The organism is Noviherbaspirillum galbum, from assembly GCF_010974945.1.
Classification (GTDB): Bacteria; Pseudomonadota; Gammaproteobacteria; order Burkholderiales; family Burkholderiaceae_D; genus Noviherbaspirillum; species Noviherbaspirillum galbum.
Window position 1 is genome coordinate 44,897 of sequence record NZ_JAAIVB010000035.1, and the last position, 16,688, is coordinate 61,584.

23 protein-coding genes and 1 tRNA gene are annotated in these 16,688 nt (G+C 62.7%); 4 read left to right on the forward strand and 20 right to left on the reverse strand.

Annotated elements, in window-relative coordinates:
* The first annotated feature begins 107 nt into the window (after nt 1–107).
* Together grxD and G3574_RS09310 are read left to right on the forward strand one after the other, a co-directional pair.
* A complete protein-coding gene (gene grxD, locus G3574_RS09305; protein WP_163962311.1) occupies nt 108–419 on the forward strand; it encodes a Grx4 family monothiol glutaredoxin in 312 nt (103 codons plus the stop codon).
* A gap of 27 nt (nt 420–446) precedes the next feature.
* Nucleotides 447–1,070, forward strand: coding sequence for a UbiX family flavin prenyltransferase (locus tag G3574_RS09310; protein ID WP_163962313.1), 624 nt, complete (start codon nt 447–449; stop codon nt 1,068–1,070).
* A 59-nt stretch (nt 1,071–1,129) separates the two neighbouring features.
* Here G3574_RS09310 and G3574_RS09315 read toward each other — a convergent pair.
* From G3574_RS09315 to G3574_RS09350, 8 genes are all read right to left on the reverse strand, one after another.
* A tRNA-Thr gene (locus G3574_RS09315) sits at nt 1,130–1,205 on the reverse strand.
* Between the two features lie 24 nt (nt 1,206–1,229).
* The gene (locus tag G3574_RS09320) at nt 1,230–1,709 is read right to left on the reverse strand and encodes a ClpXP protease specificity-enhancing factor (RefSeq protein WP_163962315.1); all 480 of its coding nucleotides are present in this window, start codon (nt 1,707–1,709) and stop codon (nt 1,230–1,232) included.
* Nucleotides 1,710–1,758: 49 nt separating this feature from the next.
* Nucleotides 1,759–2,370 (reverse strand): glutathione S-transferase N-terminal domain-containing protein, encoded by a 612-nt coding sequence (locus G3574_RS09325; protein WP_163962317.1) that lies wholly within the window; start codon nt 2,368–2,370, stop codon nt 1,759–1,761.
* Between the two features lie 88 nt (nt 2,371–2,458).
* Nucleotides 2,459–3,223: a cytochrome c1 gene (locus tag G3574_RS09330; protein ID WP_163962319.1), complete on the reverse strand. Its 765-nt coding sequence runs from the start codon at nt 3,221–3,223 to the stop codon at nt 2,459–2,461.
* A gap of 22 nt (nt 3,224–3,245) precedes the next feature.
* Nucleotides 3,246–4,652: a cytochrome b gene (locus G3574_RS09335; protein ID WP_328804772.1), complete on the reverse strand. Its 1,407-nt coding sequence runs from the start codon at nt 4,650–4,652 to the stop codon at nt 3,246–3,248.
* Entirely contained in the window at nt 4,653–5,261 is a 609-nt protein-coding gene (petA, locus tag G3574_RS09340) for a ubiquinol-cytochrome c reductase iron-sulfur subunit (protein WP_163962321.1), read from the reverse strand.
* A 207-nt stretch (nt 5,262–5,468) separates the two neighbouring features.
* Nucleotides 5,469–6,224: a response regulator gene (locus tag G3574_RS09345; RefSeq protein WP_163962323.1), complete on the reverse strand. Its 756-nt coding sequence runs from the start codon at nt 6,222–6,224 to the stop codon at nt 5,469–5,471.
* Nucleotides 6,225–6,292: 68 nt separating this feature from the next.
* Complete coding sequence (locus G3574_RS09350) at nt 6,293–7,042, reverse strand: Nif3-like dinuclear metal center hexameric protein (protein WP_407941659.1); 750 nt, start codon at nt 7,040–7,042, stop codon at nt 6,293–6,295.
* A 37-nt stretch (nt 7,043–7,079) separates the two neighbouring features.
* Between G3574_RS09350 and G3574_RS09355 the strand changes: the two genes are divergently transcribed.
* Nucleotides 7,080–8,267, forward strand: a complete 1,188-nt coding sequence (locus G3574_RS09355; RefSeq protein ID WP_163962325.1) for a Do family serine endopeptidase — start codon at nt 7,080–7,082, stop codon at nt 8,265–8,267.
* Nucleotides 8,268–8,279: 12 nt separating this feature from the next.
* Nucleotides 8,280–8,969, forward strand: coding sequence for a DUF2461 domain-containing protein (locus G3574_RS09360; RefSeq protein WP_163962326.1), 690 nt, complete (start codon nt 8,280–8,282; stop codon nt 8,967–8,969).
* Nucleotides 8,970–9,001: 32 nt separating this feature from the next.
* Here G3574_RS09360 and tatC read toward each other — a convergent pair whose 3' ends face one another.
* The 12 genes from tatC to G3574_RS09420 form a co-directional block, all read right to left on the reverse strand.
* The gene (gene tatC / locus G3574_RS09365) at nt 9,002–9,772 is read right to left on the reverse strand and encodes a twin-arginine translocase subunit TatC (RefSeq protein ID WP_163962327.1); all 771 of its coding nucleotides are present in this window, start codon (nt 9,770–9,772) and stop codon (nt 9,002–9,004) included.
* Nucleotides 9,772–10,263, reverse strand: a complete 492-nt coding sequence (gene tatB / locus G3574_RS09370; RefSeq protein WP_163962328.1) for a Sec-independent protein translocase protein TatB — start codon at nt 10,261–10,263, stop codon at nt 9,772–9,774. Before tatB ends, tatC begins: the two co-directional genes overlap by 1 nt.
* A gap of 64 nt (nt 10,264–10,327) precedes the next feature.
* The gene (gene tatA, locus G3574_RS09375; protein ID WP_163962329.1) at nt 10,328–10,528 is read right to left on the reverse strand and encodes a Sec-independent protein translocase subunit TatA; all 201 of its coding nucleotides are present in this window, start codon (nt 10,526–10,528) and stop codon (nt 10,328–10,330) included.
* 75 nt (nt 10,529–10,603) lie between these two features.
* Nucleotides 10,604–10,978: a histidine triad nucleotide-binding protein gene (locus tag G3574_RS09380; protein ID WP_163962330.1), complete on the reverse strand. Its 375-nt coding sequence runs from the start codon at nt 10,976–10,978 to the stop codon at nt 10,604–10,606.
* A gap of 55 nt (nt 10,979–11,033) precedes the next feature.
* Nucleotides 11,034–11,396 (reverse strand): phosphoribosyl-ATP diphosphatase, encoded by a 363-nt coding sequence (locus tag G3574_RS09385; RefSeq protein WP_163962332.1) that lies wholly within the window; start codon nt 11,394–11,396, stop codon nt 11,034–11,036.
* A gap of 30 nt (nt 11,397–11,426) precedes the next feature.
* Nucleotides 11,427–11,834 (reverse strand): phosphoribosyl-AMP cyclohydrolase, encoded by a 408-nt coding sequence (hisI, locus tag G3574_RS09390; protein WP_163962334.1) that lies wholly within the window; start codon nt 11,832–11,834, stop codon nt 11,427–11,429.
* Nucleotides 11,831–12,595, reverse strand: coding sequence for an imidazole glycerol phosphate synthase subunit HisF (gene hisF / locus G3574_RS09395; RefSeq protein WP_163962336.1), 765 nt, complete (start codon nt 12,593–12,595; stop codon nt 11,831–11,833). The genes hisI and hisF overlap by 4 nt, the downstream gene beginning before the upstream one ends.
* Before the next feature lie 2 nt (nt 12,596–12,597).
* Entirely contained in the window at nt 12,598–13,404 is an 807-nt protein-coding gene (hisA, locus tag G3574_RS09400; protein WP_163962338.1) for a 1-(5-phosphoribosyl)-5-[(5-phosphoribosylamino)methylideneamino]imidazole-4-carboxamide isomerase, read from the reverse strand.
* A 73-nt stretch (nt 13,405–13,477) separates the two neighbouring features.
* Nucleotides 13,478–14,116: an imidazole glycerol phosphate synthase subunit HisH gene (gene hisH / locus G3574_RS09405; RefSeq protein ID WP_163962341.1), complete on the reverse strand. Its 639-nt coding sequence runs from the start codon at nt 14,114–14,116 to the stop codon at nt 13,478–13,480.
* Nucleotides 14,117–14,152: 36 nt separating this feature from the next.
* A complete protein-coding gene (hisB, locus tag G3574_RS09410; RefSeq protein ID WP_163962343.1) occupies nt 14,153–14,749 on the reverse strand; it encodes an imidazoleglycerol-phosphate dehydratase HisB in 597 nt (198 codons plus the stop codon).
* 1 nt (nt 14,750) lies between these two features.
* Nucleotides 14,751–15,857, reverse strand: a complete 1,107-nt coding sequence (gene hisC, locus G3574_RS09415) for a histidinol-phosphate transaminase (RefSeq protein WP_163962345.1) — start codon at nt 15,855–15,857, stop codon at nt 14,751–14,753.
* A gap of 34 nt (nt 15,858–15,891) precedes the next feature.
* Nucleotides 15,892–16,674: a DNA-methyltransferase gene (locus G3574_RS09420; RefSeq protein ID WP_163962347.1), complete on the reverse strand. Its 783-nt coding sequence runs from the start codon at nt 16,672–16,674 to the stop codon at nt 15,892–15,894.
* Nucleotides 16,675–16,688 lie beyond the last annotated feature (14 nt).

Consider the following 16,688-nt stretch of genomic DNA (forward strand, 5'->3'; position numbering starts at 1 on the left):
GTCGGAGCGGTCAAGGAAGGCAGGGATGCGGTTTGGCGACGTCCCTGCCGGCTTTTTCATATAATGATTCCATTCCGAACCTGAATGAACCTGAAGGGGCAATAGTCATGAGCGACGTACAAAACTGGATCAAGGAAACCGTTACCCAGCACCCGGTGGTGCTCTTCATGAAAGGCACGGCGCAGTTTCCGCAGTGCGGCTTTTCCGGCCGCGCGGTGCAGATCCTGAATGCCTGCGGTGTCGAAAACATCATCACCGTCAACGTGCTGGAAGATGCGGAAGTCCGCCAGGGCATCAAGGAGTTTTCCAATTGGCCGACCATCCCGCAACTCTACGTGAAGGGCGAGTTCGTCGGCGGCGCGGACATCATGAACGAAATGTTCGAGTCCGGTGAACTGCAAAGCATGCTGAAGTCCTGATCCGGCACGATTACGACGAATTACGCCATGCCACGCACCGGTCGCCTCGTCATTGCGATTACCGGCGCCTCCGGTGCGATCTACGGCATTCGCCTGCTGCAAGCCCTGCGCGAGGCCGGCGGCATGGAGTCGCACCTGCTGATTTCCGAAGCCGGGGTCTTGAACGTGCACCAGGAGCTTGGCCTTGGCCGCAAGGATGTCGAGGCGATGGCCGACGTGGTACATCACGTGCGGGATGTCGGCGCCACCGTGGCGAGCGGATCGTTCCAGACGGATGGCATGGTCGTCGCTCCGTGCTCGATGAAAACCCTGGCCGCGATCGCGCATGGCCTGTCGGACAACCTGATTACACGCGCCGCCGACGTGGCGCTGAAGGAAAGGCGAAGGCTGGTGTTGATGGTGCGCGAAACGCCCTTCAACCTGGCCCACCTGCGCAACATGACCGCCGTGACGGAAATGGGCGGCATCATCTTCCCTCCCCTCCCCGCGTTCTATCATCGCCCGCAATCCATCTCCGAGATGGTGGACCACACCGTGTCCAGGGTGCTTGACCTGTTCGACGTACACCACCTGCTGGCGCCGCGCTGGTCCGGCATGCAGGGCGAGTCAACTCAGCCGCCGCCGTTGGGGCTGGAAGAACAGGAAGGCTGATCCGGTACGATGAGGGTCAACAAAAAAGCCCGCCATTGGAAAATGGCGGGCTTTTTGTTTGGTGCCGGCTGCAGGACTCGAACCCGCCACCTGATGATTACAAATCAACTGCTCTACCAGATGAGCTAAGCCGGCGAAATCGAAGAAACGTATTGTACTTTATTTGACGCGGGTTAGCGTGGGGCGTCCGCCTTTTTTGGGCGGGTCGTTATTGTCGTCCGGCCCGTCGCCCGGCGGTGTCGCCTGCTCGTTGCCGGAAGGCGGGACCGCACTCAATGCGGGCGCCTTGTCATCCTCGCTTGCGGGCTGCTCGTCGCGAGCCGGCAGGGACGATACCTCGAACGCCATGCCCTGCCCGTTCTCGCGCGCATAGATCGCGACCACGTTCTCCACGGGAATCGAAATCTCGCGGGAGACGCCGCCGAAACGTGCATGAAACTCGATGAGGTCGTTGTCCATCTTCAGGCCGCTGGTCGCCGTGAAACTGATGTTCAGTACGATCTCGCCATTCTTGACGAACTCGCGCGGCACGCGGGTGTGGCCATCGACCATGGCGGCAAGATACGGCGTATAGCCGTTATCGGTGCACCATTCGTAGATGGCTCTGAGCAGGTAAGGCTTGGTCGAAATCTCGGACATGTTGGAGGCCGCCTGAAGCGCGCCGGGGCAAGGCGCCCCGGCAGCGTGCTTAACGACGCATCACTTTCTCGGACGGCGTCAGTGCTTCGATGTATGCCGGACGGGAAAAGATGCGTTCCGCGTATTTCATGAGAGGTGCTGCGGTCTTGGATAGTTCGATGCCGTAATGGTCGAGTCTCCAGAGCAAGGGAGCAACCGCAACGTCGAGCATGGAAAACTCGTCGCCCAGCATGTACTTGTTCTTGAGGAACAAGGGTGCCAGCGTGGTCAGGCGGTCGCGGATTTCATGGCGCGCCTTTTCGTGGGCCTTCTCCGCCGCCTTGGACTTGTCGTTCTCCAGCGTGTGCACGTGAACGAACAATTCCTTTTCGAAATTGAACAGCATCAGCCGGGCACGCGCGCGCATCAGCGGATCGGCGGGCATCAGCTGCGGATGCGGGAAGCGCTCGTCGATGTACTCGTTGATGATGTTCGACTCGTACAGGATCAGGTCGCGCTCCACCAGGATAGGCACCTGGCCATACGGGTTCATGACGGAAATATCTTCCGGCTTGTTGAACAGGTCGACGTCGCGGATCTCGAAATCCATGCCCTTCTCGAACAGGACGAGTCGGCAGCGTTGGGAAAATGGGCAGGTCGTGCCCGAATAGAGAACCATCATTTTGCAGTTCCTTAGAAACAAAAGGGTGAGACCGCGTAGCCTCACCCTGAAACCATGGCCTGCCTTCCCAGGGGAAAGCAGGCAATTCTTATTTAATCGTTTTCCAGTAGGAAGCGCTCAGGCGCCATGCCAGCACCAGGAACACACCCAGGAAAAGCAGAACCCAGACGCCGAGGCGCTTGCGGGTATTCTGCGCCGGTTCGCCCATCCACTCCAGGTAGGCGACGAGGTCGGCGACGGCCTGGTCATAGTCGAGCGCATTCAGCTTGCCCGGCTTGACTTGCTCGAAGCCAACGAACTTGTGCACCGTCTTGCCTTCTTCGTGCGGATCCTTTACTTCCTCGAACTTGGCAGCACGAACGCCCTGGAGTTCCCACATCACGTGCGGCATGCCCACGTTGGGGAAGACGAGGTTGTTCCAGCCGGTGGGCCGGGTGTCGTCCTTGTAGAAGGTGCGCAGGTAAGTGTAAAGCCAGTCGCCTCCGGTTCCAGCATCGGAAGCCTTTGCTCGCGCGATGACGGAAAGGTCGGGAGGAACGGCGCCGAACCAGTCCTTTGCGTCCTTGGAAGGCATGGCGACCTTCATCAGGTCGCCGACCTTTTCGGAGGTGAACAACAGGTTGTTCTTGATCTGGTCTTCGCTCAGGCCGATGTCGCGCAGGCGGTTGTAGCGCATGGCGGAGGCCGAGTGGCAGTTCAGGCAGTAGTTCACGAACAGCTTCGCGCCATTCTGCAGGGCGGCCAGGTCCTTGGTGCGATCCGGCGCGTGGTCCAGCGGAAAGGTCGCTTCGTTTGCCAGCGCCAGCGCGGGAACGAAAGCAAGGACCGCAATCAGTTTTTTCAGCAAATTCATTCTTGTATCCCTCTTGCGGCGCTTAGTGCGGTTGGAATGTGACGCGGTCCGGCACAGGCTTGAACTGGCCCATGCGGCTCCACCACGGCATCAGCAGGAAGAAGCCGAAGTAGATGAAGGTGCAGATCTGCGCCACCAGAGTGCCTACCGGGGTGGGCGGCTGCACGCCGAGGTAACCCAGAATCACGAAGGCAATGCCGAAGACCAGGTAGATGTAGCCATGGAAGCCGGGACGATAGCGGATCGAACGGACCGGAGCGTGGTCGAGCCACGGCAAACCGCCCAGGATCATCACCGACACGCCCATCAGGACCACGCCCCAGAACTTCGCGTCGAGGACGAACATGCCGATCAGCGCGGCCACCGCGACGACCAGCACGATCATCTTGACGAAGCCGCTCAGGCGCGACTTGGTCAGCAGCAGCGCGGCATAGGCCAGCACGCCGACTTCCAGGGCGTACATGAACTGCGAGGTCGTTGCGCGCAGGATGGAGTAGAACGGCGTGAAGTACCAGACCGGCGCGATGTGCGGCGGCGTCTTCAGGGGATCGGCCGGGATGAAGTTGTTGTACTCGAGGAAGTAGCCACCCATCTCAGGCGCGAAGAAGATCACCGCGGTGAAGACGATCAGGAACACGGAAACGACGAAGATGTCGTGCACCGTGTAGAACGGATGGAAGGGAATGCCATCCAGGGGCACGCCGTTGACGTCGGTCTTTTCCTTGATCTCGATGCCGTCCGGGTTGTTGGAACCGACTTCGTGCAGAGCGACGATGTGGGCGACGACCAGGCCGAGCAGGACCAGCGGGATGGCGATGACGTGGAAGGAGAAGAAGCGGTTCAGGGTGGCGTCGGAGACGACGTAGTCGCCGCGGATCCAGAGCGACAGGTCAGGACCGATGAAGGGGATCGCGCCGAACAGGTTGACGATCACCTGCGCGCCCCAGTAGGACATCTGGCCCCAGGGAAGCAGGTAGCCGAAGAAGGCTTCCGCCATCAGGCACAGGAAGATGCCCACGCCGAACAGCCACACCAGCTCGCGGGGCTTGCGGTAGGAACCGTAAAGCAGGCCGCGCACCATGTGCAGGTAGACGACGATGAAGAAGGCGGATGCGCCGGTGGAGTGCATGTAGCGGATCAGCCAGCCCCAGGGCACGTCGCGCATGATGTACTCGACGGAGGCGAAGGCGAGGTTGGCATCCGGCTTGTAGTGCATCACCAGGAAGATGCCGGTGACGATCTGGATGACCAGCACGAGCAGGGCCAGCGAGCCGAAGGCGTACCAGAAATTGAAGTTCTTCGGTGCGTAGTATTCGGAAAGATGCGCCTTCCAGGTCGCGGTCAGCGGGAAGCGCGCGTCGATCCAGTTCAGTGCCTTTGCCGACGCGGGGGCATTGGCGGGAAGCTTTTTCTCTTGGAATGCCATGATTTATGCCTCGCCTTTCTCGTCCTTGCCGATGAGGATCTTGGTTTCGCTCAGGTACATGTGGCGCGGAACCTGCAGGTTGTCCGGGGCGGGCTTGTTCTTGAACACGCGGCCGGCCAGGTCGAAGGTCGAGCCGTGGCAGGGGCAGAGGAAGCCGCCGGCCCAGTCGTCGGGCAGCGAGGGCTGGGCGCCCGGCTGGAACTTGGTGGTCGGCGAGCAGCCCAGGTGGGAGCAGATGCCGACGGCGACCAGGAGTTCCGGCTTGATCGAGCGGTATTCGTTGCGGGCGTACTCGGGCGTCAGGTCTTCCTTGTTGCGCTCGGACTTCGGGTCGGCGACCTGGCCGTCGGTCTTCTTGAGGGAAGCGACCATGTCGGGCGAGCGCTTGAGGATCCAGACCGGCTTGCCGCGCCATTCGACGGTTTTCATTTCACCGGGCGCCATGCCGGTGATATCCACCTCGACCGGAGCGCCGGCGGCCTTGGCGCGCTCGGACGGCTGGAAGGTAGACACTAACGCGCCTGCCGTAGCCAATCCGGCTACACCGCCCACCGCGCATGTCGCAGCGAGCAAGCCGCGTCGACCGGAATCGACCTGCTTTTCATTACTCATTACCAACCCCAATAGTGAAAATGCGAAACTTGTGGAAACTTCTAGCAACCTTCGATTATAACGGACGCGGAATATGATTTAAAGCACGGACCCTTCCGCGCGAGCAAAATCCCGGAACTTTTTCGATGGATGGAGCGCTGCGGCGACAAGAAGTGCCTTGCCGGGGCCGCCGGCCGGTCTTTCCCGGGGACTTGCCGGCCCGGCGGCTCAATCCGTGCCGGCCCGCCTGGCCGCATGGGCCGCCTGCCCCGATGAACCGGCCTGGCCGATCTGCAGCAGGCCGCGCCGATGCGCTTCGAACACCGCTTCGCCACGCGAGTGGACGGCGAGCTTGCCGTAGATGTTCTTGATGTGGGTCTGGATGGTGCCGACCGATACCGACAAGACCTTGGCGACCTCGCCGTAGCTGTCGCCCTTCGCGATCAGGTCGAGGATGGCTGCCTCCCGCTTGGTCAGGGCGGCAGCGGACGGCGCGGGCTGGATGGGCGACTTGCTCGGCGCCGGTTGGTTGCCGTCTCGCACCTTCGCCAGTACCATGCGCGCGATCGCGGGACTCATCGGCGCGCCGCCGGCGCGCAGGTCCAGCACGGCGCGCGCGATGTCGAGGCGGCGCGCATTCTTCAGCACGTAGCCCGAGGCGCCCGCCTCGATGCACGCCAGCACGCTGGCTTCGTCGCTGGATACCGTCACCACCATGATGTCCGTGGCCGGGTGGCGCTGGGCGCAGGCCTGGATGATCTCCAGGCCGGAACCGTCGGGCAAGCCAAGGTCGGTGATCAGCACGTCGGCCTTGTTGCCTTCCAGCCACATCAGGGCAGGCTTCACGCCGTCGAAGTGCGCCAGCAGGCGCAGCGCCGGTTCCGACTCCACCGCCAGGCACAGCATCTTGCGCGTCACGGCGTCGTCCTCGACGATGAGCACGCCGACGGAATCGGATGTTGCGGTGGAAGAGGGGTCTTGCATCCTGGCCTGGTCTTGTTCGAGGTTTTTTTACCGTCTTAACTAATGATGACTAGATTGCCACATTCTTGTCAGACCGGGTTGGCTATGTCAATAAATTGGTGCCTGAGGCCAAAATGTTCCGCGAGGTGGTTGCCGAGCGCTTCGATGCCGTAACGCTCGGTCGCATGGTGGCCGCAGGCGAGATAGGCCACGCCGGCTTCCCGCGCCAGGTGCACCGTCGGCTCGGAGACCTCGCCGCTCAGGTAAGCGCTCGCTCCAGCGTTGACTGCGTCGGAGAGCATGTTCTGCGCCGCGCCGGTACACCAGGCGACGGTGTCGAGGCGCTGGCCGGGGTCGCCGATGACGAGCGGAGCCCGGCCGAGGCGGCGTTCCACCAGCATCGCCAGGTCGGCCACGGTCGAGACGCCGGGCGCCGGCTGTCCCAGCCAGCCGAGGTCGCCTTCGCCGAAGCGTCCGGACGGCGCGAGGCCGAGCCGCATGCCGAGCTGGGCGTTGTTGCCCCAGTCGGGATGCGCGTCGAGGGGAAGGTGGAAGGCGAACAGGCTGATATCATGGTTCAGCAGGAGCTTGAGCCGCTTCTGCTTCGGACCGATGACGCGGGCATCCTCGCCGCGCCAGAAGTAGCCGTGGTGGACCAGGATGGCATCCGCGCCGGCGCCGGCCGCCGCTTCCAGCAAGGCCAGGCTGGCGGTGACGCCGGTAACGATGGTCTTGATGGCATTGCGTCCCTCGACCTGAATGCCGTTTGGGCAATAGTCGCGAAAACGGTTAATATCGAGCGCCTGCGCCAGATATTTGGCGAGGTCATCCCTGTTGATCACAGCTGCTGAATCCATTTCTTTTCCTAGTATTTGTATGCGACGTCTCTGGCTATTGTTTGCCCAAACTGTCACCGTGGGCCTGGCGATCTGGTTCATTGTAGCGAGCCTGAAGCCGGAGTGGATCACCGGCGGACTGGGCGGGGCGGCCCGCTCCGCGCGCCTGAATTCCTCGTCGCCGGTGCCGATGCTGGAGGCCTCGCCCAATGCCACGCCCGGACAGAATTCCTATCGCGACGCCGCGGCGCGCGCCATGCCCGCCGTGGTCAACATCTTCACCACCAAGGGCGCGCGCAACCAGCGCCATCCCTTCATGGACGACCCGCTGTTCCGCCGCTTCTTCGGCGACCAGCAGGAGGAAAAGCAGTTCAGCCTCGGTTCCGGCGTCATCGTCAGTCCCAAGGGCTACATCCTGACGAACAACCATGTCATCGAGACCGCCGATGAGATCGAGGTGGCTTTATCCGATGGCCGCAAGGCGACGGCGAAGGTGGTGGGCTCCGATCCGGAAACCGACCTCGCGGTGGTCAAGATCGACCTGCCCAACGTTCCCGCCATCACGCTCGGCCACGCCGACCAGTCGCGCGTCGGCGACGTGGTGCTGGCGATCGGCAACCCCTTCGGCGTGGGCCAGACCGTCACCATGGGCATCGTGTCGGCGCTCGGACGCAACCACCTCGGCATCAACACCTTCGAGAACTTCATCCAGACCGACGCCGCCATCAATCCCGGCAACTCGGGCGGCGCGCTGATCGACATCCACGGCAACCTGCTGGGCATCAATACTGCGATCTACAGCCGCAGCGGCGGCTCGCTGGGCATCGGCTTCGCCATTCCCGTGACGACCGTGAAGTCGGTGATGGAATCGATCATCGCCACCGGCCAGGTGATCCGCGGCTGGATCGGCGTGGAACCGCAGGACATCACCCCGGAGCTGGCGGAAAGCTTCGGGCTGGGCAAGAAATCCGGCACCATCATCGCCGGCGTGCTGAAGAACGGCCCGGCGGACAAGGCAGGCATCCGCCCGGGAGACATACTGGTGGCGGTCGACGGCCAGCCGGTGGCGGACACGACCGACATGCTGAACGTCATCGCCCAGCTCGTCCCGGGCAAGAAGGCGCGCATGACTGTGCTGCGCAAGAACCAGGAATCGATGATCGACGTCCTCGTCGGCAAGCGTCCGCGCCAGCCGCGCGAGCAGCGCGACGACGACGACATCCGCTGAGAGGGGAAGCCGATGCATCTGCGCGATCTGATCCAGTTCCTGGGCGAACTGGCGGAAAACAACAACCGGGCGTGGTTCGTGATGAACAAGCCGCGCTACGATATCCTGCGCGAGGAATTCCTGGTGCTGGTCACGCGGCTGATCGCGGACATCGGCAAGTTCGACCCGGACGTGGCGGACTGCAATCCGAAGAAGGCGCTGTTCCGCATCAACCGGGACATCCGCTTCGCGAACGACAAGCGACCCTACAAGACCTACTTTTCGGCGGCGATCACCGCCAGCGGCTTGAAGAAGCCGAGCCAGGGCGGCGGGCCGGCCTATTACTTCCACATCAACGAGCAAGGCCAGTTGCTGGTGGCGGGCGGCGAATACATGCCGCCGGCGGACCGGCTGCGTTCCATCCGCGAGCAGATCGCCGGCGATCCGGCGGGATTCATGAAGGTGCTGAAGAACAAGAAGCTGAAGGAGACCTTCGGTGACCTGCAGGATGAAGGCAAGCTGGTGCGCCCTCCGAAGGGCTTCGACCCGGACTCGCCGGTCATCGACTACCTGAAGCACAAGAGCTACATCGTGTGGAAGGAGACCAGCCTGAAGTCCGCGCTCCCCGCCAACCTGGGCAAGGACCTGGCGGCGGAATTCCGCCATGCCCTGCCGCTCGTGACTTGGCTGCGGCAGGTCAGGACGATTTCAACGGAAGAGTAACGCCCTGCCCTTGCCGCCTCGAGATGGCTGCTTCAGGTAGCCTCTTCGGCGGCTTCCTCGGGCGCGCGCGTGGCCCGGGCGAAGACCGGCGCAACCAGCAGCCCGATCTCGAAGAGCAGGCAAAGCGGCACGGCCAGCAGCAGCTGGCTCATGATGTCCGGCGGCGTGACCACGGCCGCGATGATGAAGGCGCCCACGATCACGTAGGGCCGCAGTTCCTTGAGCTTCTCGACGGTGACGAGTCCCATGCGCACCAGCACGATGACGACGATGGGCACCTCGAAGGTGACGCCGAAGGCGATGAACATCGTCAGCACGAAGCCGAAATAGCTTTCGATGTCCGGCGCCACCGCGATCGACTTGGGCGCGAATTCGTTGATGAACTTGAAGATCACGCCAAAGACGAAAAAGTAGCAGAACGCCACGCCGATCAGGAACAGGATGGACGACGACACCACCAGCGGCGCAACCAGCTTCTTTTCATGTTCGTAGAGGCCCGGCGCGACGAAGGCCCATGCCTGGTAGAGCACCACCGGCAAGGCGATCAGGAAGGCGACGAGCAGCGTGACCTTCACCGGGATGAGGAAGGGCGTGATGACGCCGGTGGCGATCATCTTGCTGCCGGCGGGCAGCGCGAGCATCATCGGCTGGGCCAGCATGTCGTAGATGTGGCCGGCGAACGGCATCAGGCACAGGAAAACCACGATGACCGCGATGGAGGCCTTCATGATGCGGTTGCGCAGCTCGACCAGGTGGGAAATGAAGGTCTCAGTGCCCGCGTCGTTGTGTTGTGATTCGCTCATCAGTGGAAAGGTGCGGACTTGCGGCTGCCGGCCGGACGGTACCGGGCGACGCGGGCCGCGCCGGAAAGCACGCGCGTCCTGCGCCCGCTCTGCTTCTTGTACCAGGCGGGAATGGCGGAGGAACGCGCCAGCTTCTTCTTGCGGAAATCCTTGGCCTTGACGGCATGCTGGTCAGGCACCGGCGTGTCGAGCAAGGGATTGGACAATGGGTCGCTGAACGCGGACTGCACCTCGGAATGGACGTCCGAGAAGCTTTGCTTGACTTCCTGTTCGAAGCCGCTCGCTGCCTCCTTCACGTCCTTGTGCATCTTGCGCAATTCATCGAGCTCGATTTCGCGGCTGACTTCGGATTTGACTTCGTTGAGGTAGCGCTGGGCGCGGCCGAACAGCGTGCCGGCCATGCGGGCCACCCGCGGCAGCTTTTCCGGGCCGATCACGACCAGCGCGACGACGCCGATCACGGCGAGCTTGGTCAGGCCGAGGTCAATCATGGCGTGGCATGCAGGAACGGGTCCCGCAGGGCGTGCGGGAAACGGGGAAAAGCGTCATGCCGTCTCAGCTTTTCTTTTCCTTGGCTTCGACGTCGATCGCTGCCTTGTCGGCGGCGGCCTTCTCTTCTTCACCCTTCACGCCTTCCTTGAAGCCGCGAACGGCCTTGCCGAGGTCGGAACCGATGTTGCCGAGCTTCTTCGTGCCGAAGACCAACATGATGATGACCAGGACGATCAGCCAGTGCCAGATACTAAACGAACCCATTTTTTTCTCCAGTGGAACGCCTTGCGTTCCTGATTAATCTGTTGCCTGTCCGGCCATCGCAAGGGCCGGAGGCGGTCATCGCTGCCCGCGCCAGGGCTTGGGACCACCGATAACGTGCAGGTGCAGATGGTACACCTCTTGCCCGCCGTCCGGTCCGGTATTGAACAGCGTCTTGAATCCGCCGTTGCCCGCGGAGCCGTCTTCGTTGCCGTCATAACCACACCCAGCTTCCTGGGCGAGCTTGGGCGCCAGCAACATCATTTTACCCAACAAGGCGGAATGCCTCTCGGAACAATGCGCCAGCGTCGGAATGTGTTCCTTCGGCACGACCAGCAGGTGCACGGGCGCGGCAGGATTGATGTCGTTGAACACGATGACGTCGTCGTCCTCGTAGACGGTCTTCGAAGGAATCTGCTTCGAGGCAATCTTGCAGAAGATGCAGTCGGTCATGATGCTCCTGTCTGTTTCGTTGTAAGTGGGAAATCCTGGCATGGCGCCAGTCGGGTCAGTCGCCGTTGCGCTCGCGCTCGACCAGCTTGCGGTTGGCTTTCTCCTCGAGTCCGGACAGGCCTTCGCGCCGCGCGAGTTCTTCGAGAACCTGGCCGGGGCTCAAGTCGAACTGGGCCAGCATGATGAGGGAATGAAACCACAGGTCGGCGCATTCGTAGAGCACCTTGGAGGCATCGCCATCGCGGCGCGCGTCCTTGGCGGCCATCACGGTTTCGGTGGCTTCCTCGCCGATCTTCTTGAGGATGGCATCGTCGCCCTTGGAGAACAGGCGGGCGACGTAGGATTTGTCGGGGTCGCCGCCATTGGCAAGCTTGCGGCTTTCAATGATCAGCGCGAGGCGGTCGAGGATATCGCTCATACGGAGTGGGTTCCGGCAGGTACCGGCTGGTTATTTGGTGTAGATGCTGTCCGGGTCTTTCAGGACCGGTTCGACCGCGACCCATTCGCCGGTATCCTTGTCGCCCTCGAACTTCTGGAAGAAGCAGGAATGACGGCCGGTATGGCAGGCGATGCGGTCGGCCTGCTCGACCTTGAGCAGCACCACGTCTTCGTCGCAGTCGAGGCGGATCTCGTGCACCTTCTGGATGTGGCCGGACTCTTCGCCCTTGTGCCACAGCTTCTTGCGCGACCGGCTCCAGTAGACGGCTTCGCCGAGTTCGACGGTGCGCGACAGCGCCTCGCGGTTCATCCAGGCGAACATCAGCACGTCATTGCTGCCGACTTCCTGGGCGATGACGGGCACGAGGCCATGCTCGTCCCATTTCACCTTGTTGAGCCACTTGGCCTTGATGCTCATGCCAGCCTCATCGGGATGCCCTGTCCGGACATGAAGCGCTTGGCTTCCTGCACGGTGTGCTGGCCGTAGTGGAAGATGCTGGCGGCGAGTACCGCATCGGCGCGGCCGATCTTGACGCCGTCGGCGAGATCCTGCAGGCCGCCGACGCCGCCGGAGGCGATGACGGGAATGGAAACCGCGTTCGACACGGCGCTGGTGAGCGCGAGGTCGAAGCCGCTCTTGGTGCCGTCGCGGTCCATGCTGGTGAGGAGGATCTCGCCCACGCCCAGGCTTTCCATCTTTTTGGCCCACTCGACCACGTCCAGCCCGGTCGGCTTGCGGCCGCCATGGGTGAAGACTTCCCACCTGCCCTCGCCCGAGCGCTTGGCGTCGATGGCGACGACGATGCATTGCGAGCCGTACTTGTAGGCGGCTTCGCGCACCATCTCGGGATTGGCCACTGCGGTGCTGTTGATGCTGATCTTGTCTGCGCCGGCGTTGAGCAGGCGGCGCACGTCGTCGACCGTGCGCACGCCGCCGCCGACCGTCAGGGGAATGAAGACCTGCGAGGCGACGGCCTCGATGATGTGCAGGATGAGGTCGCGGCCGTCGGAGGTGGCGGTGATGTCGAGGAAGGTCAGTTCATCCGCGCCCTGCTCGTCGTAGCGGCGCGCGATCTCGACCGGGTCGCCCGCGTCGCGCAGCTCGACGAAGTTGACGCCCTTGACCACGCGGCCGGCAGTGACGTCGAGGCAGGGAATGATGCGTTTGGCAAGGGTCATGCTTACTCTTCTTCCGCCTCTTGCGTCTCTTCGGCTTGCGCTTCCACGCCGGTGAGTTCGTCGGCCCGGCTCTGGGCGGAGCGCAGGTCCAGCGTGCCTTCGTAGATGGAGCGGCCGCAGATGACGCCCTCAATGCCCTCGTCCTGCACCGCGCACAGGGACTCGACGTCCTTGAGGTTGTGGACGCCGCCGGAGGCGATGATGGGAATGGAGACGCTTTGCGCCAGCTTGACGGTAGCCTCGATGTTGACGCCGCCCATCATGCCGTCGCGGCCGATGTCGGTATAGACGATGGCTTCGCAGCCGTAGTCTTCGAATTTCTTGGCCAGGTCGATGACTTCATGGCCGGAGAGCTTGCTCCAGCCGTCGGTCGCCACCTTGCCGTCCCTGGCGTCGAGGCCGACGATGATCTGGCCCGGGAAGGCGCTGCAGGCATCGTGCAGGAAACCCGGGTTCTTCACCGCCGCGGTGCCGATGATGATGTAGGACAGGCCGTCGTCGAGGTAGCGCTCGATGGTGTCGAGGTCGCGGATGCCGCCGCCGAGCTGGATCGGGATTTCGTCGGTGTCGTTTTCCTCGGCGAAGTCGCGCACGGCCTGGATGATGGACTTGACCGCCGCTTCGTTCTTGGGCTTGCCGGCGAAGGCACCATTGAGGTCAACCAGGTGCAATCGTCGCGCGCCCTGCGCAAGCCAGTGCCGCGCCATCTGGCCGGGGTCGTCGGAAAACACGGTGGCTTGGTCCATGTCGCCTTGTTTGAGGCGCACGCAGTGACCGTCCTTGAGGTCGATGGCAGGTATGAGCAGCATGGCTACATTCGTATCGCAGTGTGGTTGTCAATGGGTTGGTGCTACCGGGTAATGCAAGGCTCGGCCTCCGGAATCAGGGATTCCAGTGGACGAAATTCTTGTAAAGCTGCAGTCCGGCGCTCGCGCTTTTCTCCGGATGGAACTGGGTGGCGAAGATGTTTTCCTTCGCGACCGCGCAGGCGAACCAGCCGCCGTAGTCCGCTTCTCCGGCAATGTGTTCCCTGCGCTCCGGTGCCGCGTAGTAGCTGTGGACAAAGTAAAAATAGCTGTTGTCCTCGATGCCGTTCCACAGCGGATGGGACTGGGTCTGCCTGACCCGGTTCCAGCCCATCTGGGGAACCTTGAAACGCGATCCGTCTTCCTGCAGTTTATCCTCAAGCTGGAAACGTACAACTTTTCCAGGCAACAAACCCAGCCCCGGGGTATCGCCCTCTTCGCTCCAGTCGAAGAGCAGCTGCTCGCCCACGCACACGCCAAGCAAGGGTTTGGATTTCGTCGATTCTACGACAGCTTCCTGCAAACCGGATTCGCGCAGGCAGCGCATGCAATCGGGAATGGCGCCCTGCCCCGGCAGGACCAGCCGGTCGGCGGACTTGATGTCGGCCAGTTCGCCGGAAATGCGCACGTCGGCTTCCGGCGCGACATGGCGCAGCGCCTGCGCTACCGAGCGCAGGTTGCCCATGCCGTAATCCACTACAACAATCTTGTTCATGTCAGCAAAGAGGTTGGCGGCGCCACGGCGCCGTGCTTACAGGCTGCCTTTCGTCGAGGGAATGGTGCCTGCGGCCCGCGGATCGAGTTCGGCGGCCATGCGCAGCGCGCGTCCGAACGCCTTGAATACGGTTTCACACTGGTGGTGCGCGTTGTCGCCGCGCAGATTATCGATGTGCAGCGTGACGAGCGCATGATTCACGAAGCCCTGGAAAAACTCGCGGGCGAGGTCGACGTCGAAGCCGCCGATCATGGCGCGCGTGAAGGGAATGTGGTACTGCAGCCCGGGACGTCCGGAGAAGTCCACGACCACGCGCGACAGCGCTTCGTCCAGCGGCACGTAGGCATGGCCGTAGCGGCGGATGCCCTTCTTGTCGCCGATGGCCTTGGCGACCGCCTGGCCGAGGGTGATGCCGACGTCTTCCACGGTATGGTGGGCGTCGATGTGCAGGTCCCCCTTGGCTTCGATGTCCAGGTCGATGAGGCCATGGCGCGCGATCTGGTCGAGCATGTGGTCGAGGAAGGGGACGCCGGTGTTCAGGTTCTGCCTGCCGGTGCCATCGAGGTTGATCACCACGCGGATTTGCGTTTCGTTGGTGTTGCGCGTGATCTCTGCGGCGCGAGACGTGGACATGTTAAGGATGTGTTGATGATGACGATGCGAGCGATGCCGCCAGGGCATCGAGGAACAGCTTGTTTTCTTCCGGCGTGCTTACCGTGATGCGCAAGCAGTTTTCCAGCAATGGGTGCATTTTACCGACATTTTTGATCAAAACCTTACGCTCTACCAGTCCGGCAAAGACTTTATCGGCAGGATGGCGTCCGGATTGCAGGCGGACCAGCAGGAAATTCGCTGCCGACGGGAAAACCTCCACCCCGTCGATCGCCGACAAGGCCTGCGCCAGGCGGCTTCTTTCGGTGCGCAGCGCGGCGGCCTGCGCGTCGAGCACGTCGACGTGGTCGAGCACGAACTCGGCGGCGGCCTGGGTCAGCACGTTCACATTGTAGGGCGGACGGACCTTGTCGAATTCCTGCAGCAGGTCGGCCTGGGCCGTCATGTAGCCGAGCCGGATGCCGGCCAGTCCCAGCTTGGACACGGTGCGCATCACGATCATGTTGGGAAAAGCCGGCACGCGTTCCATGAAGCTGGCTTCGGCGAAAGGCTGGTAGGCCTCGTCGATGACCACCACGCCGGCGTCGCCCACGGCGCGCGCGATGTCTTCCATGTCGCCGGCATCGTACAGGTTGCCCGTCGGATTGTTGGGGTAGGCGAGATAAGTGATCACTGGCTTATGCTCGGCGATGGCGGCCAGCATGGCGGCCTTGTCGAGCGAAAAGTCCGGCTTGAGCGGCACGCCGACGAATTCCAGGCCGGCGAATTTCGCGGACATGGCATACATCACGAAGCCCGGCGTCGGCGCCAGCACCTTGGCGCCCGGCCTGGCGCAGGCCACGGACAACATGCTGATGAGTTCGTCGGAGCCGTTGCCCAGCACCACGTCGTAGCCTTGGGGCACGCCGAGCTTGCTCCGGATCTTTTCCTTGAGCCGGGAATAGGACGGCACCGGGTAGCGGTTCAGCGCCACGTCAGCCAGCCGCTGCCCCAGTTCGGTGCGCAGGTCTTCCGGCAGGTGGTAAGGATTTTCCATGGCATCGAGCTTGACGAAGCCGCTGGCATCGGGAACGTGATAGGCGGCAAGCGCGCGCACCTCGGGGCGAATGATGTTGTCGATCAGAGACATGTGTGGGTTCCGGTTTGAATGCTTGCTGCTGTTGTCATTCTGCTTCCGCTTCTTCGGTGGCGGTGTCGAGTTCCGCGAGGCGCTGGTCGATCAGGCGGCAATAGGCGGGATTCAGCTCGAAGCCGACCCAATGCCTGCCGCAGCGCCGCGCGGCGACCGCGCTGGTGCCGCTGCCCATGAACGGGTCGAAGACGACGCCGCCCGGCGGGCAGGACGCCTTGATCATGCGCTCCACGATTTCCAGGGGCTTCTGGGTGGGATGGTCGGCGCGCTCGCGATGTTCGCGGTGCAGGCGCGACACGCTCCACACATCCTTCGGGTTGTAGCCGACTTCCAGCCATTTCGCGCCGACGAAGATGGAACGCGAGCGCGCCTTCTTGGTTTCGGCATCGTAGGGAATGCGGACGGCGTCGAGGTCGAAGTGGTAATCCTTGGCGCGGGCGAAGAAGCCGATGGTGTCGTGCACCGACGAGAAGCGGCGGGTGCTGCCGCCCATGGACGGCACCCGGCGGTCCCAGATGATCTCGTTGATCATGGTCATGCGCTTCTTGAGCATGACGAAGATTTCCGGCGAGTAGCGCCAGGTGAGGAAGATGTAGAGGCTGGCGGCGGGCTTGAGCTTGGGCAGCGCGGCGTCTATCCATTGCTCGGTCCACCGCAGGTAGGCGTCGGCGTCGAGCTTGTCGGAATCGTTGCCGTAGTCCTTGCCCAGGCCGTAGGGCGGATCGGCGATCAGCAGGTCGATGCTGCCGTCGGGGATGCGCGCCATGCCGGCGAGCGCATCCTCGCAGAACACGCGGTCGAGCCAGGCGTCCATGTCAGCGGCGCCCG

Excerpts from the sequence above, each read along its gene's own strand:
- grxD (WP_163962311.1), top strand. The coding sequence starts at position 108 with ATGAGCGACGTACAAAACTGGATCAAGGAAACCGTTACCCAGCACCCG.
- G3574_RS09310 (WP_163962313.1), top strand. The coding sequence starts at position 447 with ATGCCACGCACCGGTCGCCTCGTCATTGCGATTACCGGCGCCTCCGGT.
- G3574_RS09320 (WP_163962315.1), bottom strand. The coding sequence starts at position 1,709 with ATGTCCGAGATTTCGACCAAGCCTTACCTGCTCAGAGCCATCTACGAA.
- G3574_RS09325 (WP_163962317.1), bottom strand. The coding sequence starts at position 2,370 with ATGATGGTTCTCTATTCGGGCACGACCTGCCCATTTTCCCAACGCTGC.
- G3574_RS09330 (WP_163962319.1), bottom strand. The coding sequence starts at position 3,223 with ATGAATTTGCTGAAAAAACTGATTGCGGTCCTTGCTTTCGTTCCCGCG.
- petA (WP_163962321.1), bottom strand. The coding sequence starts at position 5,261 with ATGAGTAATGAAAAGCAGGTCGATTCCGGTCGACGCGGCTTGCTCGCT.
- G3574_RS09345 (WP_163962323.1), bottom strand. The coding sequence starts at position 6,224 with ATGCAAGACCCCTCTTCCACCGCAACATCCGATTCCGTCGGCGTGCTC.
- G3574_RS09355 (WP_163962325.1), top strand. The coding sequence starts at position 7,080 with ATGCGACGTCTCTGGCTATTGTTTGCCCAAACTGTCACCGTGGGCCTG.
- G3574_RS09360 (WP_163962326.1), top strand. The coding sequence starts at position 8,280 with ATGCATCTGCGCGATCTGATCCAGTTCCTGGGCGAACTGGCGGAAAAC.
- tatC (WP_163962327.1), bottom strand. The coding sequence starts at position 9,772 with ATGAGCGAATCACAACACAACGACGCGGGCACTGAGACCTTCATTTCC.
- tatB (WP_163962328.1), bottom strand. The coding sequence starts at position 10,263 with ATGATTGACCTCGGCCTGACCAAGCTCGCCGTGATCGGCGTCGTCGCG.
- tatA (WP_163962329.1), bottom strand. The coding sequence starts at position 10,528 with ATGGGTTCGTTTAGTATCTGGCACTGGCTGATCGTCCTGGTCATCATC.
- G3574_RS09380 (WP_163962330.1), bottom strand. The coding sequence starts at position 10,978 with ATGACCGACTGCATCTTCTGCAAGATTGCCTCGAAGCAGATTCCTTCG.
- G3574_RS09385 (WP_163962332.1), bottom strand. The coding sequence starts at position 11,396 with ATGAGCGATATCCTCGACCGCCTCGCGCTGATCATTGAAAGCCGCAAG.
- hisI (WP_163962334.1), bottom strand. The coding sequence starts at position 11,834 with ATGAGCATCAAGGCCAAGTGGCTCAACAAGGTGAAATGGGACGAGCAT.
- hisF (WP_163962336.1), bottom strand. The coding sequence starts at position 12,595 with ATGACCCTTGCCAAACGCATCATTCCCTGCCTCGACGTCACTGCCGGC.
- hisA (WP_163962338.1), bottom strand. The coding sequence starts at position 13,404 with ATGCTGCTCATACCTGCCATCGACCTCAAGGACGGTCACTGCGTGCGC.
- hisH (WP_163962341.1), bottom strand. The coding sequence starts at position 14,116 with ATGAACAAGATTGTTGTAGTGGATTACGGCATGGGCAACCTGCGCTCG.
- hisB (WP_163962343.1), bottom strand. The coding sequence starts at position 14,749 with ATGTCCACGTCTCGCGCCGCAGAGATCACGCGCAACACCAACGAAACG.
- hisC (WP_163962345.1), bottom strand. The coding sequence starts at position 15,857 with ATGTCTCTGATCGACAACATCATTCGCCCCGAGGTGCGCGCGCTTGCC.
- G3574_RS09420 (WP_163962347.1), bottom strand. The coding sequence starts at position 16,674 with ATGGACGCCTGGCTCGACCGCGTGTTCTGCGAGGATGCGCTCGCCGGC.